We start from the raw sequence: 24,165 nt of genomic DNA on the forward strand, positions 1-24,165 counted from the left end.
AGTGCTACCGCATGCGCCATTTTCCTGATGGGCACGGCGCGTGGACGGGTCTCCGATGGATAGGAAGCGACAACGATTTGACTGGCGTTTGCAGGGGAGCACGGGCCAATACCTGCGTGGGGTGCGGCGTACAAAGCCATTTTCATTGACTGTATATTCCCTTCTTGGGTGCATGGACGCCGGTTGCTCCGGTCTCATCCCGAATGCCGCCGGGAAAACGAATGCTTCGCATGCTGCGCGACGGCATCCGCGCCCCCCTTGCCAGAGCCCCTGCAACTTCACTTTTCGAAGAAATGTCCATGTTCCGCCTATTTCGTAAATGGCATGCGATTGTCATCCTGAGCGTGTCGCTGCTCGCATGCCAGCAGTCTCCGCACCCTGGCCTCGTGCAGGGCGGCGGCTGCCCGCCGAAGCAGTCTCCCTATCTCAAGCAGGCGCCGAGCATCGACGGGCGCATCACCTACTGCGACCAGGGCGACGCTTCCACCGGCGAGATCAGGACAACGGCATATCCCGCCGGGACGCGCCGCGTCACTGTGATGATGGCGGGGTATCCCGGTACAGAGGGCGTTCGCGTCCTGGCGGTCGCCACCGACGGCAGTTTCACTTCGGCACTGAAGGCAGACAAGATCGGAGACAGCTGGAAGCCGGTCACATTCCAATTGCCCGAGGCGGCCCAGGCGCACGCGTTCTACCTTCGGCTCGTCGACGATGCGACCGGCACGTTCGGCTGGGCAGGCATGGGCTTTGATCGTGCCGGCCTGGCCACGACGCTGCCCACCCACGCGCTGCCAATGGCATTGGCGATCCTGACCGCGCATCTGTGGCTGATCCTCGCCGGCTGGCTGCTGCCGCGAACGTGGACTGCGCCGGCGCGTGCGCTTTGCGCGGTGCTGGCGCTCGGCGCGGCATCCGGCTGCGTCATTGCGAGCTACATTGCATCTCCCGCCCTCGGCGGAATCATCGCCTACGGCGCTGCTGCCCTGCCGCTGCTCGCGTTGCCGCTGCGGCTGCGCCGGGGGCGGGCGCCGATTGCCGATGCCGTCGCGCTGCACCGCCTCTTCTTTCCCTCGTTCCTGCTGGCATTGCTGATTCTCTGGATCGGTCTCTATCCGTTTTCATGGGACGGACAGGATTGGCAGATCGCCGCCAATCGTTGGCGGAACCTGCCGATGGACTCGTGGCTACCGCTCACCTTCGCCGACATGGTTTCGGCCGGGCGCCTGGACGTGCCGATGATCGGCGACTGGCTGAGCAGCGATCGGCCGCCGCTGCAATCGGGCCTGTATCTGTTGTTCTTCCATTCCTGGCTGCCGCACGGCGGCCTGATCTATCAGGCCCTGTCAACGTGGGCGCAAGCGCTGGTGCTCGTGCCGCTGCTCGTCCTGGTCGGCACGCTGCCGCGGCGTTCGCAACGGGCCGCGATCGTCTTCGCGCTCGCGCTTTCCCCGCTGGTGCTGCTCAACGGCCTGTTCGTATGGCCCAAGCTCTTCGCGGCGACGTTTTGCGCCATCTTCCACATCGCCCTGTTCGGACCGGCCAGCATCGCCAGGCCGGCACGCTGGTCGATGGCCGGGCTTGCGGCAGCCTTGGCCATGCTGTCGCATGGCGGAGCGCTGTTCGTCCTGGTGGGGTCCACGGCCGCGTTCCTGCTACTGAAGCGCGGGCAAGCGTTGCCGGTGCTGGTCAAGACCGGCGCCCTTGCGGTGGCGGCCTACCTGCCTTGGGTCGCCTACCAGCGCCTCATCGACCCGCCAGGCGACAGACTGTTGAAATGGCATTTCGCCGGCCACGTCCCGGTCACCCACGATTCCTTCTTCCACGTACTGCGCGCCGCCTATGCCGATCTCGGCCTCGGCCAATGGCTCGCCGGGCGCGCCTCCAACCTGAACAGCCTGATGCACGGCAGTTTCAGCTTTTTCGGCGACGCCTTGGCGCTGTTTTGGAATCGCAGTCCTGCCGCGATCGCCACCGTCGTCGAGAACAGCTTTTTCTACGGCGCCTATTCCATGTGGTTCGCTTCGCCGCTGTGGCTGCTGCCCTGTGTTGCCTATGCGTTCGCCAAGCGTCGCAGCCTGCGCCCGGTGCGGTTTCCCTCCGACCTGGCGCTCGCCGCCGCACTGTCGTTCCTGTTCTGGATCCTGGTGATCTACGAACCTGGACAGACGGTCATCCATCAGGGCGCCTACTTCAGCTTCCTGATGAGCATGCTGGTGATACTGCTCATGCTGGCTCAGTGCTTTTCGCCGGCGCTCTATGCCGTCGTCGCGCTCAACGTGGCGGTCGCTGCACTTGCCTACGCCTTCGACAGACCCTTTGATGGCGCATCCTGCGCGATCCATATCGGTGCCACGCTGGCATTGGCCGGGGGCTTGCTCGCCGCCTGCAGCCTGGCTTCACCGGAAGCGATGGACGACGAGAACCGCCGGTGTTGACCCCTGCATTGCGGCGCTCGGCGCTGCGCCTGGCGCAGGCAACGCTCGCGTTCGCACTGCTGTGGTGCAGTGCGGGCACGGCCGCCGCGGTGACGATACCGGCCATAGATGGGGGATGCCGTGCCGCTTCATCGGGAAGCCTACGCCCGAGTGAGCGCGTGGCCATATCGGCCATCACCTACTGCGCACAAGGCGACGCCACGCGCGCGACGCTAGCGGTAACCGTCAAGAGAAAATCCCTGCAGCGACTGCAACTGTTCACCGCCGGCTACATCAAGGGCGGTTCGGTGCGGCTTCTCGCCCAGCAAAGCGGCCAAGCCCCGATCGCGCTTCTGCCAGAGAAGAGCGACGACGAACAATGGCAACCCCTCTATTTTTCCGTGCCATCCGGCTGGGGCCCAGGCGACATCACCTTCACGCTGACGGATGACGCGACAGGCGGATTTGGCTGGGGCGGTCTCGGCCTAGGCAAGCGGCGCCATCTCGCTGGCGATGCCAGCGCCTATGCGATCGTCGCCCTGCATGCGGTTGCGATTGCCGGCCTGCTGTTGCTGCCGGGCTTGTTATGGCGATCATGCATCGGCCCATTGCCGCTCAGCCTGCTGCCGGTTCCAGGCATCATCCTGCTTGCGTTGAACGGCCTGGCTTTGTGGATACTGCCGGCATCGGCCGCGCAGTGGTTTCGCGCCGGCTTGGCCGGCATCTATTTGCTTTTTGCCGTCGCGCTCCTGTACCGCCGTCGGATCAGGCGTGACGGCCCCGGAACGCCAAGGTCGGGAGATCGCATCTTCATTATTGCGATCGTGTTGGCCTTGCTGCAGGCGATCAGCATCGGTCTCAATCCCCAGGGTGTCGCGCAGGAATACGGCGGCGACGGAGAGCTTCCCGGCAGAATGGTCGCCTCTCCCCCGGACCATGTGATTCCTTACGGCACCGCCGTCTATCTCCTTCATCGTTACGATGGCGATGAAAAGAGATTCGAGTATTTTGGCGACTGGTCCATCGGCTCGCGCGGTCCGTTGGTGCCGCTGGGCATCAACACCTTGCTGCAGCTTTTCGGTGCCGCCCCGGGCGATCCACCGTCCTCGGCGCGAGTCCAATGGCCTGGGGTGGACTCGGGCGTGGACCTGGCGAGGCTCTTCGGATGGATGCTCAATGCGCTCCCCATCCTCGGGGCGCTGCACCTGATGGGTGCGTTGAACGTGCCCGCCGAGCGGCGCCACCGCGCCGCGCTCTGGCTGGCGCTGGCGCCATTGCTGACCATCAACGTGGTGTTCCTGTGGCCCAAGCTGCTGGCTGCCTACTTCGTCATGCTGGTCGTCGGCGACGTCCTGAATCGCCGTTACTCACGCGCGGGGATATTTGCGGCGCTCGCCTGGCTGAGCCATCCGGTGGGCGCCTTGATGTTGCCCGCCATTGGCCTACTGCTTGTTGCCCAACGGCGCGGCCCCGGGTTCTGGCGAAGCAGCGCGGCGGCCAGCAGTCGGTTCCTGGGCATGTTGTTGCTGGTCATGCTCCCCTGGCTCTACTACAAGTGGCAGTTGGGCCATGGCGATGCGTTCATGAGCTACGTATTTGCCGACGGACGCGGCATCAAGCCGGCGCTCGGAATAGGCAGTTGGCTAGCGGCAAGAGTCTCCAACCTGTGGATGACACTGACTCCCGCCGCGTTCTTCTTTTCCGACGCCATGCACGACTGGATATTCGGTCCTGTGCAGGATTCCTTGCGATGGACCATTCAGTACGCGAAATCACTGCCTGGACAACTCGGCTTCGGTGCCTTTGGTTTCGCCTATGCGGCGCTGGTGCGCTCGCCGCCGGATGCGGCCCTGCGCGATCTGCGCAACTGCATCTTCGGGGCCGGGCTGGCTACCATGCTGATCTATTGGGGATACAGCACCGATGGGCTGGGCAGAAATTGCCTGGAAGTGCTGACGCCATTTGTGATCGTCTACGCCTGCGCCACATGGCCCGTATCCAAAGCCGCCTTCGCCACGATGATGTCGATCGTCGCGCTTGAGTCAATGTGGGTGGCCCTTTCCGGCTTCCTGCTGAATCCGGCATTCCGTCTGGCGTCCGTGGCGTGGGACGGCTGGTTCCTGTTCGGACTGAGCGCAGCCACGCCGCTGATCCTGGCCTTTCACGCCTGGCGTGCTCCATATGGCGCCCCCGGCCCTGCGGACCCAACGCACCCCGCCACCGCATCACCCATGGCGATGACACGCTAAACTTGCCTCCTGCCTGCCGCGCCCCCAGTGACTACCGGCGCTGGCGACCCTCTACTGAAGCCAATGACATGACCTCAAAGAAAAACTACGCGATCGTCGGCGCCGGCCCCATGGGCCTGATGGCAGCCGTTCGGCTCCTCGACGCCGGCCACAGCGTGGATATCTACGAACGCGACGACCGCATCGGCGGCATGTCCGCGACCTTCGATTTCGATGGCCTTCCCATCGAACGCTATTATCATTTCATCTGCAAGACCGACGATCCGCTGTTCGCTCTGCTGGGCCGTTACGGCCTGTCGGACAAGCTGCATTGGACAGATACCAAGATGGGCTATTTCTACAACGGAAAGCTCTACAAGTGGGGAACGCCGTTCGCATTGCTGGGCTTTCCACATCTCGGGCCGATCAGCAAGTTCCGCTACGCCCTGCACGTCATGTACACCAAGGGCATCAAGGACTGGACGGCGCTGGACAAGGTCAACGCGACCACGTGGATCCGCAAGTGGATCGGCGACAAAGCGTACGACGTGATGTGGAAGGACGCATTCAGGCTGAAGTTCTTCGAGTACAAGGACAATCTTTCCGCCAGTTGGATCGGCACGCGTATCAAGCGCATCGCGTTGTCGCGGCGCAGCCTCATGCACGAGAGCCTTGGCTACCTGGATGGCGGCTCGATGACCCTGCTGGACAAGATGGCCGCAGACATCACCGCCCGCGGCGGCCGCATCCTGCTGTCGCAGGGCATCGACGAAGTGGTCAGCGAAAACGGCAGCGTCAGTGGCGTCCGCGCCGGCGGCCAGTTCCTGCCCTACGATGGTGTGGTCTCGACGGCCCCCATCCAATACGTGCCGGCGATGGTGCCTGGCCTGCCGTCCGATTTCAGCGCCCAGATCCGTGCCATCGAAAATATCCCGGTCGCCTGCGTCATTCTGAAACTGAAGCAGCCGGTCAGCGAAAACTTCTGGATGAACATCAGCGACCCGGGCATCGCGATTCCGGGCGTGATCGAGTACAGCAACCTCAACCCCACCACACCGCCAGGGCAGAAGATCCTGTATGCCCCGTTCTACATGCCCAAGACCCATCCGAAATGGAGCATGAGCAACGAAGCGCTGATCGAAGAGGTGCTTGGCTATCTGCCGAAGCTGAATCCGTCATTCCAGCGCGACTGGGTCCTGGCAACCCACTGCCACCGCTATGAATTCGCGCAGACCATCTGCCCGCCGGGCTTCCAGGATCGCCTCCCGGCGATGCGGACGCCACTGAACGGGTTTTTCATGGCCGACACTGCTTACTACTATCCCGAAGACCGTTCGATCTCCGAGAGCCTGCAGGCGGCTGACCGCCTGGCAGAAGCCGTGCTTCGCGCATGACATCGCGCAAGTTCATCAAGTTCTTGCTGGCGGGAGGAACCGCTGCCGCCGCCAACTTCGGCTCGCGCATCCTGCTCGGCCATGTCATGCCGTACACAGGGTCGATCGTGGTGGCCTATCTCATCGGCATGCTCACGGCGTTCGTGCTCAACCGCATGTTCGTCTTCGAAGCCGCCAGCACTGGCCTGAAACATCAGGCCATCTGGTTCACGCTGATCAATATCGCTGCCGTGTTGCAGACGCTCGTCTGCAGCCTGGTCTTCGCACGCTGGATTTTTCCGGCGATGGGCATGCGCTTCCATCCTGAAACGCTGGCGCACGCGATCGGCGTCGCGGTACCGGTCTTCACCAGCTATTTTGGCCACAAGGCCCTCACCTTCAAAGAGCGGCCGGCATGAACGGTGTCGCCATGCGCCATGCAAGCGGCGGCCTTGGCCAGGGCCGGCCCTATCCGACATGGTTGATAGCCGTGGCAGTGGGCCTGATTGCACTCGCTGCGCGTCTGCTTTACATCGAACACTTTGCCGTCAGCATGCCGTTCTGGGATCAATGGGACGGGGAAGGCGACAATCTGCTGAAACCGCTGCTGTCGGGCTCGCTAGGCTTGGCCGAGCTGTTGCATGCGCACAACGAACATCGGATTCTGCCGACGAAGTTGGTGACGCTGGCGAGCTATCTCGCAACCGGGCAGTGGAACAACATCTACGAAGCCAGAATCAGCGCGGCGATCTACGCAATGATTCCCGCCATTCTGGTCTGGCACGGCATGCGCATCGGCGCCTCGCTGCGCTCGCGTTTCTTGTTGGTCGCGGTGGCGATCTGCGCAGCGGTTCTGCCCTACTCCTGGGAGAACTTCCTGGTCGGCTTCCAGAGCCAGTTCTACTTCCTGATCCTGTTTGCGGTCTTGGCGATCTCGCTTGCTGCAGCGAGACATGATCGTGTCGTCGCCATCGGCGGCGTTGTCACGCTTTCCGTGATCAGCGTGCTCACGATGGCATCCGGCCTGCTGACGCCGGTCGCAGCGGCGATCACGTATGCGCTGGCCGCCTGGCTGCTGCCGGGGCGCAAGTGGGCGCCGGTACTGGCCATTTGTCTGCTGATGGCCATCGCCGTGGCGGCTTACAAAGCCATGCCGGTCATTCCCCAGCACGCGGTCATGCGCGCGCAATCCGCGCTCGAACTGCTTGGCGGCCTGACGCGCGTGTTGAGCTGGCCGGTGCGCGGCATGCACGCGCCTGCGCTGCTGCTTTGGCTCCCGGGCGTTCTCGGCGTGGCGTTGACGCTCCATGCCCGACCGGCCGGCAAGACGGACATCACAATGGCCGGCTTGCTGGCCTGGGGCGGCCTGCAGGCGGCCGCCATCGCCTACGGCCGTGGACACGACCTGGTGGAGCTGTCCCCGCGCTATACGGAGATCCTCATTCCCGGGTTGTTCGCAAATGCCTGGTTCGCCATCCGCCTAGTGCAGCTCCGCCATACCTTTACCGCGCTGGCCCAACGCGGAACTTATGCGGTGGCAGCGCTTTTTATGCTGACCGTATTCGGTGGCTGGGCCGAGCGATTCCACGTCGATATGGAGGCGCTGCGCGCACGCCACGAAGCGACGCAAGCTCAGGCGCAAGGCGTGCTGTACTACGTCGCCTCCAAGGATGACGTAACGTTCGAAAGCGGGCAGTTGCCGCTGCCTTATCCGAATTCGCAGCGGCTACACCAGCTCCTGCACGATCCGTATCTTCTCCAGGCGCTTTCCGGCAGCGACCGGCCCAGGCAACTGGAAAGCTTCGCCTCGCCGAACGATGTGCGCTAGCAGCGGCTAGCGACCGCCAGCAATTGCGGCACTAGAAGCGGCGCTCAAGGCTCTCCAGCGACGAGCGTTCCCATCGCGCATGCCGATGCCGCCTTGTCGCGTCCATATAACAGGAAGACGCGATAGCTTCCGGGCTGGATGGCAGGCAACCATGCTCTTTGGTTGTAACCCGATCGCAGCAGCGCCGGCTTGCCGAACGCCTGGGCGACATCCGGTCGTTCTCCCCCAGCTACGATGGGAACCGCGTACGACGCCGCAGCGGAGTTCAGCACGAGGGTCGCCCCGTCCGGCACCGCGTCCGCGGCATCGGCCATCCAGCCGCCGAACGTAACCCAGCCGCGCGGCCTGACCCGGGCCTGCTGGGCCGGCTTGCCGTCGACCGCATCCAGGCTGCAGCGCCCCCCCGCAGGCAAGTCGGAGACCGGCCCGGCATATTTCGCGAATGCCGGCTCGGTCGCCGCAGCGATGCCTTCGTCGGAAATCGGCGGCTGCCTATGGCACCCGGCGAGCATCACGCCGACCGCCAGCGCAAACCAAGGCAGCCGGCTCCTCATCCCGACGCCTGCGACACAACGTCGCGCGCTCATGCAAGCGCTCGACCCGGAAGTTGCGGCTCCCAAGGGCGTGGCGGATAGGCCAGCGTGAACGGAGTGGATTCCACCGTGAGGTTGACGTTGTAGTAAGGATCCTGCTGCAACGCCTTGCCCCAGCGCGCCTTCATGAAGCTCTCCTCGCGCTTGAAGCGGGCGATCTTCTCCGGGGTGGTCTCGTAGCCACGCGAAGCCGATTCGTGGTGATAAAGCTCGGCGAACGGGGTCCACAGGTTGCGATAGCCGGCCTCGCGCACGCGCAGGCAGAAGTCGACGTCGTTGAAGGCCACTTCTAGCTGCTCGTCCAGGCCACCGACCTGCTCGAACACCGAACGGCGCACGATCGCACAGGCTGCGGTCACCGCGCTCAGACTCTGCGCCAAGCCACCGCGGTGTTTGTCGCCCGGCCAGCCACGCGCCATGCCCACATAGCAGTGCCCGGCCACGCCGCCGATGCCGAGGATCACGCCAGCGTGCTGGATCGTATTGTTCGGGTAGTACAGCATCGCGCCCACCACCCCGATCTCGGGGCGCAGCGCGTGCCCGACCATCTCGTCCAGCCAATCGCGACTGATGACTTCGATATCGTTGTTGAGCAAGCCCAGCACCGTGCCGCGCGCAACACGCGCGCCGGCGTTGTTGATCGCCGAGTAGTTGAACGGATGCGGATACGGCAACACGCGCACGCGCGGATCCTGCTGGACCTGCGCGAAATACTCCCTGGACGCCTCTTCCTGGGAGTCGTTGTCGATGACCACGATCTCGTAGTTGGGATAGTCGGTGCGTTCCAGGATCGAATCGATGCACTGCTTGAGCAGGTCGATGCGGTCGCGGGTGGGAATCAACAGGCTGACCAGCGGCGCCGGCTCCGGCAGCGGATACGCAATCCGGAAATAGCCGCTGTAGCTCGCCATCTCCAGCACCTTCCCGCCGTTGCCGGTCCGGTCCAGATGCGCCTGCACCGCGCGCAGCGCGGCAAGATGCGCATACGATTTTTCACCCGGCGCCATCGCGGTGGAGCCGCTGATCATGCGCCAGTGATACAGCACCAGCGGAAGATGCCCGATCGCATCGTGAGGAAGCCTCTCGGTGATCCGCAACGTCAGGTCCCAATCCTGGGCGCCTTCGAATCCCTCCAGGAAACCGCCGACCGCGCGCACCTGTTCGGCACGGTAGACCGTCAAGTGGCAGACGCAATTTTGTGAAAGGAACAGATCGGGATTCCAGTCCGACTTGAAGTAGGGATCCGAACGCTTCCCTTCCACGTCGATCTTGTCTTCGTCGGTGAACAACATCTGCCACTGCGGATTATTCTCGAACGCGTGGACGCTCTTGAGCAGGGCCAAGGGATGCAGTTCGTCGTCGTGGTCGAGCAATGCGACGAACTCGCCCCTGGCCATCTGCAGGGCCGTGTTCGACGCTGCGGAAATATGTCCGTTCTGTTCCCGTCGCTGGAACCGCACGCGCTCGTCGCGTTCGGCATACTCGGCAAGCACCTGCATCACCGCTGGATCGGTGGAGGCATCGTCGGCGATGCACAACTCCCAATTCGGATAGACCTGCTCGCGTACGCTTTCGATGCAGCGCCGCAACCAGCGCTCGGGGGTGTTGTACGTCGGCACGATGACCGAAACCAGCGGCCTGCGCGTCAGCGAGGCGAGTTCTGCATCCGCCGCCGCCTTCCACGCGGCATCGCGGCAATCGTAGAACTCCTGCCACACTTCATAGTCGGAGAAAGACCCCGAAAGCATGCGGGTCGAGTATTCGTGATAGAGCCGATCGGCCATCCTGCGGACGCCCTTGGTCAACAGATCGATCGCCGTTCGCGCCACTAGCCGCAGCTTGTTCACGCCGCCTTCGCGGCGGTCGAACGATGCGCCGAAAAGGCGCCGCATGGCGTCGCCGCGCTCGATGCGCTGCAGCTGCAGAGCGGAATGACTGAAATCCATCGGCGCGACGGAGGGATCGAAGCGGATGCCGGTGGTCGACTCCACCAGACGGACCACGATCTCGAACCGCCGCGTTTCGCCGCTGGGTATGTTCAGAGGAAGATCGATGCGCTCGGCCTCGCCGCTGTGCCTGACCCGATACGTCGGATACAGCACCGGCGCGAACATGCGCCCGCGATAGACCGACAGTTCGCCAGCGAGCAGATACCAGCCGCCAGCCAGGGCTTCGCCCTGCCACCGCAGTTCCACCTGAGGATCGCTGCCGGAGGCGCGCCACACCGCAGCGTGCGCTGCCGTGGTGGGAAATTCGGGAGCCAGCGGCGCAATCTGCTGCAACGGAGTGACGCTAAGTGCAATCGTTTCGGACATCTAGCTCTCGGGAAAAGTCCCTCGGATCACCGGGGGAGCGTACTCTATAGGATAAACGGGATGTAAATCCCGTGCCAGCGCCAGCGCGTGACGGTCAGGATCCAGCGCGAACGCGGGCGCATCGAGCGACAGGCATGGGCTATAGGCCGGATCGTCACCGAGCACCTGCTGCCAACGCGCCTGCATCGTGGCGACCTCGCCGGCGAACCGCGCCTGCTTGACCGGATCGTCCTCGATGCCCCGGCTGGCCGATTCATGATGGTAGGCCTGGGCGTGCGGCGTCCACGCATTGTCGTAACCGTGCGCGCGCAGCCGCAGACAGAAGTCGACATCGTTGAACGCCACCGCGATCGATTCATCCAGGCCGCCCACCGCGATATAGGCCGCGCGCGTCACTGCCAGACAAGCCGCAGTGACCGCCGAATAGCGCTGCGTCAGCAGAGCGCGTCCGTACTCGCCGGCGAAATCGTGCGGCGCGTGGGCGAAGGCATGGGCGGCGACACCGCCGATTCCCAGTACGACACCAGCGTGTTGCAGCGACCCGTCCGGATAGAACAGCTTCGCGCCGATCGCCCCCGCCCCCGGGCGTGAGGCCAGCCGCACCAGTTCCTGCAGCCACTGCGCATCGGTGATTTCGATATCGTTGTTGAGCAAGACCACGATCTGCGCAGTGCAATGCGCCACGGCGTAGTTGTTGATCGCGGAATAGTTGAACGGGCGGTCGTAACGCAATATCCGGACCCGCGGATCTTGGCCGATCGCCTCGAAATAGGCATGCGATTGCGCTTCGACCGAGCCGTTGTCCACCACCGTGATGCGATAGCGAGAATATTCCGTCCTGGCGAGCAGAGTGGAAATGCACTGTTCGAGAAGATCGATGCGATCGCGCGTCGGGATGACGATCTCGACGTCCGGCTCGGCGTCCAGCGCATATCGCACATGCAAGCGTTGCCGGTCCACCGCATGGATCCGTGCGCCCTGGGACTGCAATGCCCGGCCGAGCACGCGCACGCGCGCCGTCGCATCCGCCTCGCTACGTGCGAACGGGGCACAGATCGGCCCGACGTCGCCGTTCACGTGACGCAACATGTGCGGCAAGTGCAACGGAATCGCGTCGCACTCGTGGATCAGCGCGCATAGCAGCGAGAACCACGGCGCATCCGGGTCGAGGCCATCGAGCAGGCCATCTACAAGCGCATCCCTGCGTACGAACGCGCTGCGCCCGAGATAATCCTGCTCGTACCAACGCAGGCGGTCCCACGCCGGCTTGAACAGCGGCGCGAAACGCCGCCCAGCTTCATCCACCCTGTCTTCGTCGCTGTAGACCAAGGCGGCCGCAGGAAGCGAGATCATCTCGGCGAGGACCTTGGCGGTCATCGGATGGATGCGATCGTCCGCCGCCAGCACCGCCACGTAGGCGCCTTGCGCAGCGCGCAGACGCGCACCGAGCAAAGTCGCAGCATCCACGATCTGCGGCGATGGCAGCGCACGGTCCACGGACCACTCGCCCAACTGCAGGGCATCGGCCACGATCTCGACCGCCTGCCCTGCCAGGGAACCGAGCGCATCGAGGCATGCCGAGAAATCCGCTCCCGCTCGATCGTGGAATACCAACGAAAGAACAGGAGCCAGGGCACGCATGTCGCTGCGTGACGTCGACACCAGTTCGGCCAGTCGCCGATCCTCGCGCAGCACCCAGGTCGCATAGCCGGCATCACGCGCCGTCGTGTCAGCACGCTCCGTGCGCAGCAAGGCGTGCAACGATGCGTCCGCGCCCTGCTCGCGCCACTGCGACTGCGCGTCACCGACCAGTTCCAGCGCTTCCTGTGGCGCATCGCGCAGCCGTTCACCGACACCGCCGCGCAGCAGCAACCAGAAGGCTTCGCGCTCGCTCAACCGGTAACTCTCGAGCGGCCCCAGTTCGAATCTCGCATAGGCGTCTGTCGGGTCGAACCTCAGCGCCTGCAATGGCTCGGAGAACTGCACCACGACATCCAAGCTGCCGCGGCCAGCGGCCAGCGCGAGATCGATCCGGGTGTCTTCGGCAATCCCGTTGCCATAGTCCGGATAGAGACAGGGGTTGGCCAGACGTCCATCCAATTCGCGCAAGACACCACGCAGCCGGTACCAGCCGGCGGCAAGCGGCAGCGCCGGCTGGGCCAGCGCGAATTGCGGATCGGACCCGACGGATTCCCAGGTCGTGACCTCGCCAGCGGCTAGGCAGGCAAGATCGGCCAACGGCGTCGCGTCCCAGCGCATTCGCACCGGCGGTCGTTGGCTCAGGTCCGCCACGGTCACCGCAACTTCCACCATCTGCGTCCTTGCAGCTGCGCAAGCATGGCCATCTGCTGGCCCTGGACGGCAGCGAGCGCATCCACCTTGGCTTCCAGCGCACGTAGTGCATCGCCACGCTCCATCCGGTCCAGCGCATCGCTGAGCCGGGCGGTCAATTCACCCTGCTGCGTGCTCCAGTGCTGGATCGAATCGACCAGACGATCGTCGGTGGCGACGATTCGGTCGTGCAAGGCGCCCTGGCCCTCGGCCAACTGCTGGACGACGGCCTCAATCCGTTGCAACGCCGGCACCGTCTGCGCCAGACCGTCTCCAAGCGCCGTGTGCAGCGCTTCGATGGAGGCATACATGTTCACGCCATGCTGGCCCGCCAGGTTGAGCGAGTGCTGAAGCGACGCGAACCCATCGGCGATCTCCGCATGCTGGTGACCGGCGGCAGCAACCGGAGCTGCGGCACGCGGCACCGGCGCATCGAGCATGCGTTCGATCGCTTCGCGCTGGTCCTTGCCCGTGACCTGGCGCTGAAACGCCAATTCGCGCTCGAGCCAGAGATCGAAACCATTCGCCGCCGAGGCAGCGAACAGTTCAGCTACCACATCCAGCAGCAGGGCCCGCAACGTGATCGGCTCGCCTTCCGCCATCGGCGCCACGACACTGCCGCCATAGGTGAACAACAGCGAGCGCAACAACAGCCAGCCGAGCGTCGGGCATTCGGCGACCCACTCGCGATCGAAGTAGACGATCCGGCCATCGGCGGCGCACAGCAAATTCGATGGCGTGGCGTCGAGATAGTCGTCGGGCAGAACGCTGTCGACGCTGTCCAGCGCAACGGCATGCCCTTCGTCGTGCAGCACCTGCGCCAATGCCTGCAAATAGCGCCGCACTTCCGCGACCAGCTCGGCACGGGTCCAGCCAGGCTGGCTCAGTACCGCGCGAATTGTGTCGACCAGCAAGGGACCCTGGAAATAGTCGGTCGCGCTCTGCACCTGCAAGCGAACCCCGGTCTCTGCCGATGGCGCGTCGGACAATCTGCGCGCATGCACGCGCACCGTTTGGTCCTGCTCCGCCACGAAAAGCGTTTCCCGGGCATAGGCGCCCAGCCGCTGCGTGCTGTAGTGATACGCCAGCGCCGATTGCTCGGCCATCGCCGAGTCGTCGGCCACGGCTTCCACCAGGAACGAATTGGCCAGATCCAGCGCCAAGCCGTTGGCCGCGACCACCGGCCAGGCACGCTGAAGATTGAATGTCGTCGGCGTGAGCTGGGGATCGCGGCGAACCGCCTGCGCCGCCAGCGCGCCGGCATTGAACAGCGCGGGGTCGGCCGAGATGCCGCGCTCGGTCAGGATCGTGGCCGGCATCTTGTAATCGGGCAACGGCGCGGAAAAACGGCTGCGCGCATAGCCGGCGCGCCGAAGCAGCGCGTCGAGTTCGTTGCGCCCGTATGTGCGCGCGCCGCGCGATTGATAGCGGTCCTCCAACCCGACCATCGGCTGCCCCAGATGGTCTTCCGGCACGCCGGCCAGATACTTCAGGCCCAGCTGATTCTCGATGGCCAGAATCAGGCGCCCTCCTGGCGCCAGCAGCTGCCTTGCGGCCTGCAGCATGTGCAGCGCGGGGTTCTGCGCGTCGGAGAACAGACTGGCGTACTCCAGCACGCCGATCAGGGTCACCACGTCGAAGCGCTGGGCGACGGAAAAATCCTGAAAGCGTTCGGCCACCACAACGACATTGCGCAACTCGCGAGTGCGCTCGCGGGCGATGCGTGCGCGCCGCAACGAGCCCTCCAGCGCCAGCACGTCCGCCCCGCTCTCGCCGAGATAGCGCGTGACCGCACCGCATCCGGCGCCGATTTCGAGAACCCTCGCACCCGGCTGAAGATGCTGCGCGAACGGTCGCAGCAGGTTCGCGCGTTCCGTGGACAGGTGATAGCGGCTCGGCCAGTCGACGCAAGCGGCCGCCAGCTCGGAAGAAAACACGCTGACGTCGGCAGCGGCGCGCAACGTCGCCAACAGCCCATCTTCGGAGTTGTCGCCATCGCTGTAGCCGATGCTGTCGTAGCCCTCGCGGCGCCATACGGCGACGTCCGCAGGCATGACATAACCAGCGACTGCCAATGAATCAATCATGCAATGCGTCCTCTTGAATCATCGTCGGCGTGATCGATCAAACAGCCTGGCGAGGGCTTGCGACTTCCAGACGCATGTCCAGCCCGCCCATACCGAAGAAATCGGCGTTGATCACCTTGAAATGGATGCTGTCGTAGCGCCTGTCATGAGGCACCACATCCTCTTCGCCGCGGCTGGCCACGCCGACAGAAAGGAAATAGTCGCCATCGGCCAGGTCGCAGCGGAATGCGGCCACCACATCGACCGCGCTGCCGGCAGCGCCGCCAGCGGTGAACGCAGGCAGCGGCTTGTACTCGGTATTGGTACCGTAAACGACGACGCCCTCGGCCGTCTTCAGGGTGAAGCCGACGATCGGCCTGATCACCTCGCGCTCGAACACCATTCTGACCACGAGGCGCAATTCCTGGCCGGACTCGAGAATCGGCGGATAAAGCGTTTGCGCCGATCGCAATTCGAAGTCGGTGATGCGCACGGCACCGTCGCCCCAGCGGAACTCATGGGGATTGTAGTTGGGGCGCGACTCGTAGCCACCGCCCTCGCCGGAGAACGGCACGCTCTCTTCGAACGGCGCGTCTGCGACCCGCTCGCCCGCGTCGGGCGCGGGAGCATCGGTATCGCCGCTACCGAACAGCAAGTTGTAGTAGGCGTTGACCACATCCTTGGGCTTGCCTTGGCGCAGGATGCGGCCGCTATCGAGCAACTGGGCGAACTCGCAGTGCTGCACGATCTGATCGGCCGAGTGGCTGACCAGCAGGATCGAAGCGCCATCGTCCTTGAGCTGCTTGAGCCGCGCGAAGCACTTGGCCTGGAACTTCGCGTCGCCGACCGACAAGGCTTCGTCGACGATCAGCAGCTGCGGGTGCACCTGCGCCTGCACCGCGAACGCCAGGCGCACGACCATGCCGCTGGAATAGCTGCGGATCGGCTGGTCGATGAACGCACCGATGTCGGCGAATGCGAGGATGCGATCGAGGCTTGCATCCACTTCGTCCTTGCTCAACCCGAGGATGGCCGCATTGAGATAGACGTTCTCGCGCCCGGTGAATTCGGGATTGAAGCCGCTCCCCAGTTCCAGCAATGCCGCCACGCGCCCCTGCACCTGGATGCTGCCCTCGGTCGGGGTCAGCGTGCCTGCGATCATCTGCAGGAAGGTCGATTTTCCCGAGCCGTTGCGGCCGATGAGGCCGACCGTCTGGCCGCGGCGCACTTGCAGATCGGCGCCGCGCAATGCCCAGAATTCCCGGTAGTAGCGCCGCGAACCGCCCACCAGACCCTGCAGCAAGCGGTGCGAAGGCCGGTCGTAGATGTGGTAGCACTTGCCGACGCCGCGCGCATCGACCACCAGGTCGGCGTCGCTGGATATCGGGCTGTCCGCTTGCGCCACGGTCAAGAGTTCAGAGGACATCGGCGAACCCCCGGCGCGTCTTCTGGAAGACGAAGTAACCGAAATAGGCGAACGCCAGCGCGCCGAGCGTATACATCCCCAAGCCCGCCCAATCCGGCGCGCGCCCCCAGAATGCGACGTCGCGCGCCTCGTCGATGATGAAGGTCAAGGGATTGAGGTGGAAGACGAACTGGTACTTCGGCGGCAGCGTGCTCACCGGAACGATGGCGGAAGACAGGAACAACGTCGCCGTGGCGATCACGCCGGTCATCTGCCCGATGTCGCGCAGGAAGACGCTCAGCGAGGACAGCAGCCATCCCAGGCCGAGCAATCCGACCGCCAGCGGCAGGAACACGATCGGCAGGAAGACCAGCGTCGGGTGCATTTCGTGCCGCACGATCAGGTTCAGCACGACGAACACCAGCGAATTGGTGCAGGCGTGGAACAGCGCCGACAACACCATCGTCCAGGGCAGCACGTCGAGCGGAAACACGATCCGCTTGACCAGGTTCGAATTGCCGATGACCAAGGTGGGCGCACGCGTCAGGCATTCGGCGAACAGGCCATGCACGATCAGGCCGAGGAACAGCAGCATGGCGAAGTCGGCGATGTTGCCGCTGGTCCCCGGCCAGCGCGATTTCAGCACGTAGCCGAACGCCAAGGTATAGATGATCAACATCATGAATGGACTGATCAGCGACCACAGCAGACCGAAGCTGGCGCCGCGATAGCGTCCGAGCACGTCGCGCCGGGTCATCTCCATCGTCAGGCTGGGATAGTGCAGCCAGGCATGGAACGGACCGGTCGGCGAAATGCGATTCGCCCGTTGCAGCACGTCGTGCATGTGTCAGCTCCGCAGCGCGCGATCGAGATCGGCCTGCAAATCCCCCACATCCTCGACCCCCACGCTCAACCGCACCAGCGCATCGCTGATGCCGAGCTGGGCGCGCCGTTCCACCGGCACCGAGGCGTGGGTCATGACCGCAGGATGGTTGACCAGGCTTTCCACGCCGCCCAGCGATTCGGCCAGGGTGAACAGCTCGGTGCGTTCGCAGAAGCGCTTGGCCGCGTCGAAGCCGCCCTTGAGCACGATCGAGACGATGCCGCCGAAGCCGGACATCTGCCGCTGCGCCAGGGCGTGCTGCGGATGCGAGGCCAGGCCGGGGTAGATCACCTTGTCGATCGCCGGGTGGGTGTCCAGCCACTGCGCCAGCTGCAGCGCGTTGGCGCAATGCGCGCGCATCCGCAGCGGCAGGGTCTTGAGCCCGCGCAGCGCCAGAAAGCTGTCGAACGGGCCCTGTACGCCGCCCACCGAGTTCTGCAGGAACGCCAGCTGCTCGGCCAGTTCGGCATTGGCGCCGACCACGGCGATCCCGCCGACCATGTCGGAGTGGCCGTTGAGGTACTTGGTCGCCGAATGCACCACGATGTCCGCACCCAGTTCCAGCGGGCGCTGCAGCATCGGCGAGGCGAAGGTGTTGTCCACCACCACCAGCAGGCCGTGCTTGCGCGCGATCGCGGCGATCGCGGCGATGTCGACGATCTTCAGCATCGGGTTGGTGGGCGTCTCGATCCACACCATCTTGGTCTTGGGTCCGATCGCCGCTTCGAACGCGGCCGGATCGGTCAGGTCGACGAAGCTGAAGTCCAGGGCGGCGGTGCGCCGGCGCACGCGCTCGAACAGGCGGTAGCTGCCGCCGTACAGGTCGTCCATCGCCACCACGTGGCTGCCGCTGTCCAGCAGCTCCATCACCGTGGAGGTGGCGGCCATGCCCGAGGCGAACGCGAATCCGCGCGAACCGCCTTCCAGCGCGGCAACGCAGCGCTCGTAGGCGAAGCGGGTCGGATTGTGGGTGCGCGAGTACTCGAAGCCCTGGTGTTCGCCGGGGCTGGACTGGGCATAGGTGGAGGTCGCATAGATCGGCGGCATCACCGCGCCCGTGGACGGGTCCGGATGCTGGCCGCCATGGATCGCCAGGGTCGCCAGCGACAGCGCGGGGCCGTCGCCATTGGGGTTGGACGTGTGGTCCGTCATGAGGGGTTCCCGGAGAAGGGGCGTGATTCTAGCAGCGAGGTCTGAACGGCCCCCTGTATCGGGAGCCGTCCACGAGGCACCGTCACTGGACGCGGCGGCGCAGGTAGTTGAGCAGGTCGATGCGGGTGATCAGGCCGAGGAAGGCGCCTTCGTTCATGACGATGGCGACCTGGCCGCGGTCGAACACCGGCAGCAGCGCTTCGATCGGCGATTTGACGTCGAGCCGGTCCAGCTTGCTGACCATCGCCGTGGCCACCGGGTCGCGGAACCGCGCCTCGTCGCCGTAAACGTGCAACAAGACGTCGCTTTCGTCGACGATGCCGACCAGTTGGTCGCCATCCATCACCGGCAGCTGCGACACGTCGTACAGCTTCATGCGCTGGTAGGCGGTGGTCAGCAGGTCGTTGGGGCCGACCACCACGGTGTCGCGCTGGCTGTACGGGCGCAGGATCAGGTCGCGCAGGTCGCCGTGCTGCGGGCGCTCCAGGAAGCCGTTGTCCAGCATCCAGTAGTCGTTGTACATCTTCGACAGGTACTTGTTGCCGGTGTCGCAGACGAACACCAGCACGCGCTTGGGCTCGGTCTGCGCGCGGCAGTACTTGAGCGCGGCGGCCAGCAGGGTGCCGGTCGAGGAGCCGCCGAGGATGCCCTCCTTGGCCAGCAGTTCGCGCGCGGTATGGAAGCTCTCGGCGTCGCTGATCGAATAGGCTTTCTTGACCCGCGAGAAATCGGAGATGTCGGGCAGGAAGTCCTCGCCGATGCCCTCGACCAGCCAGCTGCCGGACTTCTCGCTGACCGTGCCCTGCTCGATGTACTCGGTCAGGATCGAGCCGACCGGGTCGGCCAGCACCAGTTCGGTGTGCGGCGAGGCGGCGGCGAACGCGCGCGACAGGCCGGTCATGGTGCCGGAACTGCCGCAGCCGAACACGATCGCGTCCAGCTTGCCGTCCATCTGCCGCAGGATCTCCGGACCGGTGCCGAACTCGTGCGCCGCCGGGTTGTCGGGGTTGCCGAACTGGTTGACGAAATAGGCCCCCGGCGTCTCGGCGGCGAGGCGCGCGGCCAGGTCCTGGTAGTACTCGGGGTGGCCCTTGGCCACGTCCGACCGGGTCAGCACCACCTCGGCGCCCATCGCCTTGAGGTTGAAGATCTTTTCCCGGCTCATCTTGTCCGGCACCACCAGGATCAGCTTGTAGCCCTTCTGCTGGGCGACCAGGGCCAGGCCGATACCGGTGTTGCCGGCAGTGCCCTCGACCAGTACCGCGCCGGGCTTCAGCTCGCCGCGGCGCTCGGCCGCCTCGATCATCGACAGGCCGATGCGGTCCTTGATCGAGCCGCCGGGGTTGGCGCTTTCCAGCTTCAGGTACAGCTCGCACACGCCAGTGTCGAGCTTGCTGGCCTTGACGATGGGGGTGTCGCCGATCAGGTCGAGTACGGAAGAGTGAATGGCCATCGCGTCCGGATGCATCGCGCCGTCATAGCGGCTGGACCGGTGATTATCCGCGGTATGCGCCGGAATGTCAGACAAAGCGCCGAACCGGCACGAAAAAAGCCGCGATCGCGGCTTCGGAGGAGATGACGCGGACGGTGGCAAGCCGACGAGGAGGCCGGCCACCGCCCGCGACAATTGAACGCTTGTCGTGGGAGGGAGGAATCAGTGAGGCTTTTGCTGCTCGTCGTAGAGCCGCAACAGCTTTTCCTTGGCCGCGAGCTTTTCCCGCTTCATCTGCGACAGGGTGAGATCGTCGATCGGCAGCACGCCGAGCTCGGCGTCCATGCACTTCTTGTCCAGGGTCTTGTGGCGTTGGTAGAGCTGCTTGAACTCCGGATCGGACTTGATCAACGCGTCGATTTCGGTCTGCGGTTGCCCTTCGAACATAGGAATAGCCTCCTTCAGCTGGAAACAAGAACGCCCCGGCCGGAACGGCACGGGGCGTTGCCTGGGAGCGGAGTCGCGCGGGTCGCCAGCCACTCCACCGCAACGCCCGGGCCTGCTGCCCTTGGAACGTCTCGCTGCGGTGCGTGCCACTGCTTCATCGGCCCGGAGTCTCCGTGGAACCAGGCGACGGTGTGTCGCCTGGGAGTTCGACCCTACGCCTCCCCACCAGTTCCGGCAAGGGCAGCAGCGCGCGCTTTCCGCATTCAGTTGCTCGCCGCTCAGGCCCAGAGAAAAACCGCGTTAAACGGGCTCCAGGGCCTGCACCGGCCAACCCCGCTCAGGGCGCGATCACCACCTCGGCGGCACGCGCCTTGGTCGCCGGCGCCTTCTTGCCGACCGCCTGCAACCGGCTCGCCGTCACGCCGCCGGCGACCAGCGCCTCGCGCAACGCGTCGGCACGCTTCTGCGCCACGCCGGCATCGGCGTCGTAGGCCTCGATCCGCACCCGGCCCTTGGCGCCGATCTGCAGATACTGCGCCAGCGCCTTGGCCTGGCCGGCGGCATCGGCCGACAGCGCCGCCTTGCCTGCCGCGAACGCCCCGCCGGTGACGGTGAAGACCTCCCCGCGCGGCTCGAAACGCGACGCCGGCAGCTTGGCGCCGGCGACCAGTTCGGCCTCCTCGCGCGCCAGCTTGGCCGACTTCTGCTGCGCGGCGCTGAGCTTGGCGGTCTGCTGCCCGGCCACGTTGGTCAGCGCCTGCTCGGCATCCTGCCGCGCCAGCTGCTCGGCCTCGGCGGCCTGGCGCAGGCTCTCGGCTTCTTCGGCCTGGATCTGCGCCTGCACCCGCAGCCGCTCGGCTTCCTGGCGCGCGCGCGCGGCTTCGCGGCGGCTGGCCTCGACCAGCAAGTCGCTGCGGGTCTTCTCCAACTGGTCGACCTGGCGCCGCGCCAGGGCGGCGCGCGCGGCGGTCTCGGCGATCTCGACGCGGCGCTCGGCGAGATAGCGCGCGTCGTCCTGCTCCTTGCGCTTGGCCGCGGCGAACGCGGCGACCGCCTGCTGCGCCTGCAACCGCTCGTAGGCGGCCACGTCGGCACTCAGCGGATCGGCCTGCAGCGCGACCAGGCGCTGGTTCAGGACCGCCAGCTCCGGATCGTCGGCGGCGAACGCGGCCAGCGGCGCGACCAGCAACAGCAGCGCGGCCAGGCGGCCGGCCATTCCCAGGCGGCGGCTCATGGACGCGCCTCCCCGGTGTTCAAGCTGCGCTGCAGGTCGGCCACCTCGGCCTTGCGCTGCTTGAGTTGCGCATTCGCCACCGCCTCCTCGCTGCGCACCCGCGCCAGGTCGGCGTCGGCCGCCACGCGCAGCGCCAGCTGCGGTGCGATCTTGCGTTGGCGGCGGTCCAGCGCCGCCTGTTGCGCCTGCTCCAGGCCCTGGCGGGCAGTGGCGATCAGGTCCGGGGCGTATTGGTCGGCGTCGGCCTGGATCGCGCGCTGCACCGCCTGCTGCGCGGTCTGCAGCTCCGGCGAGGCGACCTGGGCAAAGGCGGCGGGCGTGGCAAACAGCGCCAATGCGCACGCCATCACGTACTGCGGGCAACGGATTTGTGCGAAGCTAGTTTTCATCAAGGGGGGCCGTAGGCGGAGACGTCGAGCACGGCCATTGTCGGAAGCCTGTGGCGCGCTTGCAACGGGCGGCCGCGGATTGTTGGGGAACCATTGCGCATGGATATCGGCTACTTCCTGAAGCTGATGACCGAAAAGAACGCCTCGGACATGTTCCTGACCACGGGAGCACCGGTCTATATCAAGATCGAAGGCAAGCTGTACCCGCTCGGCGCCACCGGCCTGCCGCCGGGCATGGTCAAGAAGATCGCCTACTCGCTGATGGACGAAGGCCAGGTGCCGCAGTTCGAGCGCGAGCTGGAGCTGAACATGGCCATCGCGCTGCAGGACGCCGGCCGCTTCCGGGTCAACGTGTTCAAGCAGCGCGGCGAGGTCGGCATGGTGATCCGCGCGATCCGCAGCAAGATCCCCAGCATCGAGGAACTGCACCTGCCGCAGGTGCTGAAGGACGTGATCATGACCCCGCGCGGGCTGGTGCTGGTGGTCGGCTCCACCGGCTCCGGCAAGTCCACCTCGCTGGCGTCGATGATCGACCACCGCAACAGCACCACCACCGGGCACATCCTCACCATCGAGGATCCGATCGAATACCTGCACAAGCACAAGATGTCGATCGTCAACCAGCGCGAGGTCGGCCTGGACACCCACGCCTTCCACAACGCACTGAAGAACGCGATGCGCGAGGCGCCGGACGTGATCCTGATCGGCGAGATCCTGGACGCGACGACGATGGAGGCGGCGATCGCCTTCGCCGAGACCGGGCATCTGTGCCTGGCCACGCTGCACTCCAACAACGCCGACCAGACCATCGAGCGCATCCTCAACTTCTTCCCGGAGAGCGCGCACAAGAACGTGCTGATGAACCTGGCGCTGAACCTGCGCGCGGTGGTCTCGCAGCGCCTGGTCAAGGACAAGAACGAGCGCCGCCGCCCGGCCACCGAGGTGCTGCTGAACACGCCGATGATCCGCGACCTGCTGCGCCGCGGCCAGGTCCACGAGATCAAGGCGGCGATGGAGGAATCGCTGGAGGAAGGCATGGAAACCTTCGACCAGTGCCTGTTCCGGATGGTCAAGCAGGGCCAGATCGAGCAGGAGGAGGCGCTGCGCGCGGCCGACTCGCGCGACGGCCTGGCGCTGAAATTCCGCCTGTCCGAAGGCTCCAGCGGGGAACACGATCCCTACGCCGACTACGACGCCGGCAACAGCGGCGGCGTCAGCTCGCCGCGGATCACGCACGGCTTCGGTTGAGACAGCCGCACTCCTGTAGGAGCGGCTTCAGCCGCGACACACAGCATCCGGCAAGACCCTGTCGCGGCTGAAGCCGCTCCTACAGAAGCAGGATGCCAGCCTCAGCCCTGCGCGTCCGGTTGCCGCTCCGGGCGCGCCGCTTCGAACGCCGGCAGCGCCAGACAGGCCTGCTCGATCCGGGCGATGGTCGGATACGCCTGCATGTCCACGCCGAAGCGGCGCGCGTTGAACACCTGCGGCACCAGGCAGCAATCGGCCATGCCGGGCTGCTCGCCGTGGCAGTAGCTGCCGGTATCGGGCGACTCGGCAAGCAACTGTTCCAGCGCATCGAAGCCCAGCACGATCCAGTGCAGCATCCACTCTTCGCGTTCGGACTGCGGTACGTTCCAGACGTTCTCGAAGAACTGGGTCACGCGCAGGTTGTTGAGCGGATGCACGTCGCTGGCGATCAGTTGCGCCAGCCCGCGCACACGGGCACGGTCGATCGCCGCGTCGGGCAGCAGCGGCGGCTCCGGCCAGCGCTCGTCCAGGTATTCGAGGATCGCCAGCGACTGGCGGATCGCCTGGCCGTCGTGGCACAGCGTGGGCACCAGTTCCTGCGGATTGAGCCGCGCGTACTCCGGCGAATGCTGCTGGCCGCCGTCGCGCAGCAGGTGCACCGGCAACGCCTGGTAGGCCAGCCCCTTCAGATTGAGGCCGATGCGAACGCGATAGGCGGCGCTGGAACGCCAGTAGGTGTACAGCTGCAACGCCTCTTCCACGCTCTGCCCTCCCGTCCGGACGATCACGATACCGGTGGACACAGTAGCAGCGGCACCGCCGGTCGT

18 protein-coding genes are annotated in these 24,165 nt (G+C 65.3%); 6 read left to right on the forward strand and 12 right to left on the reverse strand.

The genetic code is table 11. The features are described 5' to 3' along the window. Positions 1-230 precede the first annotated feature (230 nt). The 5 genes from HDC36_RS23515 (at position 231) to HDC36_RS14435 (ending at position 7,843) form a co-directional block, all read left to right on the forward strand. On the forward strand, positions 231-2,435 hold the full coding sequence (locus HDC36_RS23515) for a hypothetical protein (protein ID WP_255432750.1): 2,205 nt from the start codon (positions 231-233) through the stop codon (positions 2,433-2,435). After that, on the forward strand, positions 2,429-4,663 hold the full coding sequence (locus HDC36_RS14420) for a hypothetical protein (protein WP_179568607.1): 2,235 nt from the start codon (positions 2,429-2,431) through the stop codon (positions 4,661-4,663). Before HDC36_RS23515 ends, HDC36_RS14420 begins: the two co-directional genes overlap by 7 nt. Positions 4,664-4,731: 68 nt before the next feature. Beyond that, entirely contained in the window at positions 4,732-6,036 is a 1,305-nt protein-coding gene (locus HDC36_RS14425) for an NAD(P)/FAD-dependent oxidoreductase (RefSeq protein ID WP_179568609.1), read from the forward strand. Next, positions 6,033-6,434, forward strand: a complete 402-nt coding sequence (locus HDC36_RS14430; protein ID WP_179568611.1) for a GtrA family protein — start codon at positions 6,033-6,035, stop codon at positions 6,432-6,434. Before HDC36_RS14425 ends, HDC36_RS14430 begins: the two co-directional genes overlap by 4 nt. Beyond that, positions 6,431-7,843, forward strand: a complete 1,413-nt coding sequence (locus HDC36_RS14435; protein ID WP_179568613.1) for a hypothetical protein — start codon at positions 6,431-6,433, stop codon at positions 7,841-7,843. The genes HDC36_RS14430 and HDC36_RS14435 overlap by 4 nt, the downstream gene beginning before the upstream one ends. A 44-nt stretch (positions 7,844-7,887) precedes the next feature. On the opposite strand, the gene HDC36_RS14440 is transcribed toward HDC36_RS14435, so the two are convergent. The 11 genes from HDC36_RS14440 to HDC36_RS14490 form a co-directional block, all read right to left on the reverse strand. Then, complete coding sequence (locus HDC36_RS14440; RefSeq protein ID WP_179568615.1) at positions 7,888-8,430, reverse strand: hypothetical protein; 543 nt, start codon at positions 8,428-8,430, stop codon at positions 7,888-7,890. Then, positions 8,427-10,751 (reverse strand): glycosyltransferase family 2 protein, encoded by a 2,325-nt coding sequence (locus tag HDC36_RS14445; RefSeq protein WP_179568617.1) that lies wholly within the window; start codon positions 10,749-10,751, stop codon positions 8,427-8,429. The genes HDC36_RS14440 and HDC36_RS14445 overlap by 4 nt, the downstream gene beginning before the upstream one ends. Next, the gene (locus HDC36_RS14450; protein ID WP_255432751.1) at positions 10,752-13,064 is read right to left on the reverse strand and encodes a glycosyltransferase family 2 protein; all 2,313 of its coding nucleotides are present in this window, start codon (positions 13,062-13,064) and stop codon (positions 10,752-10,754) included. Continuing rightward, positions 13,046-15,169, reverse strand: coding sequence for a class I SAM-dependent methyltransferase (locus HDC36_RS14455; protein ID WP_179568619.1), 2,124 nt, complete (start codon positions 15,167-15,169; stop codon positions 13,046-13,048). Before HDC36_RS14455 ends, HDC36_RS14450 begins: the two co-directional genes overlap by 19 nt. Positions 15,170-15,206: 37 nt before the next feature. Beyond that, positions 15,207-16,397, reverse strand: coding sequence for an ABC transporter ATP-binding protein (locus HDC36_RS14460; RefSeq protein ID WP_255432752.1), 1,191 nt, complete (start codon positions 16,395-16,397; stop codon positions 15,207-15,209). A 166-nt stretch (positions 16,398-16,563) separates the two neighbouring features. After that, positions 16,564-17,397, reverse strand: a complete 834-nt coding sequence (locus tag HDC36_RS14465; protein ID WP_179568623.1) for an ABC transporter permease — start codon at positions 17,395-17,397, stop codon at positions 16,564-16,566. A gap of 3 nt (positions 17,398-17,400) precedes the next feature. Beyond that, a complete protein-coding gene (locus HDC36_RS14470) occupies positions 17,401-18,588 on the reverse strand; it encodes a cystathionine gamma-synthase (protein WP_179568625.1) in 1,188 nt (395 codons plus the stop codon). A gap of 82 nt (positions 18,589-18,670) precedes the next feature. Beyond that, complete coding sequence (locus HDC36_RS14475; RefSeq protein WP_179568627.1) at positions 18,671-20,041, reverse strand: pyridoxal-phosphate dependent enzyme; 1,371 nt, start codon at positions 20,039-20,041, stop codon at positions 18,671-18,673. Positions 20,042-20,242: 201 nt separating this feature from the next. Further along, positions 20,243-20,467, reverse strand: a complete 225-nt coding sequence (locus tag HDC36_RS14480) for a YdcH family protein (protein ID WP_009575526.1) — start codon at positions 20,465-20,467, stop codon at positions 20,243-20,245. A gap of 337 nt (positions 20,468-20,804) precedes the next feature. Further along, on the reverse strand, positions 20,805-21,701 hold the full coding sequence (locus HDC36_RS14485) for an OmpA family protein (RefSeq protein WP_179568629.1): 897 nt from the start codon (positions 21,699-21,701) through the stop codon (positions 20,805-20,807). Beyond that, positions 21,698-22,090 (reverse strand): DUF4398 domain-containing protein, encoded by a 393-nt coding sequence (locus HDC36_RS14490; RefSeq protein ID WP_179568631.1) that lies wholly within the window; start codon positions 22,088-22,090, stop codon positions 21,698-21,700. The genes HDC36_RS14485 and HDC36_RS14490 overlap by 4 nt, the downstream gene beginning before the upstream one ends. Positions 22,091-22,189: 99 nt before the next feature. Here HDC36_RS14490 and HDC36_RS14495 point away from each other — a divergent pair, with 99 nt between their 5' ends. Further along, a complete protein-coding gene (locus HDC36_RS14495) occupies positions 22,190-23,338 on the forward strand; it encodes a PilT/PilU family type 4a pilus ATPase (RefSeq protein WP_179568633.1) in 1,149 nt (382 codons plus the stop codon). A 101-nt stretch (positions 23,339-23,439) separates the two neighbouring features. Here HDC36_RS14495 and maiA read toward each other — a convergent pair whose 3' ends face one another. After that, positions 23,440-24,099: a maleylacetoacetate isomerase gene (gene maiA, locus HDC36_RS14500; RefSeq protein ID WP_179568635.1), complete on the reverse strand. Its 660-nt coding sequence runs from the start codon at positions 24,097-24,099 to the stop codon at positions 23,440-23,442. Positions 24,100-24,165: the final 66 nt, after the last annotated feature.

It is taken from the genome of Xanthomonas sp. JAI131, from assembly GCF_013410075.1.
GTDB lineage: Bacteria > Pseudomonadota > Gammaproteobacteria > Xanthomonadales > Xanthomonadaceae > Xanthomonas_A > Xanthomonas_A bonasiae.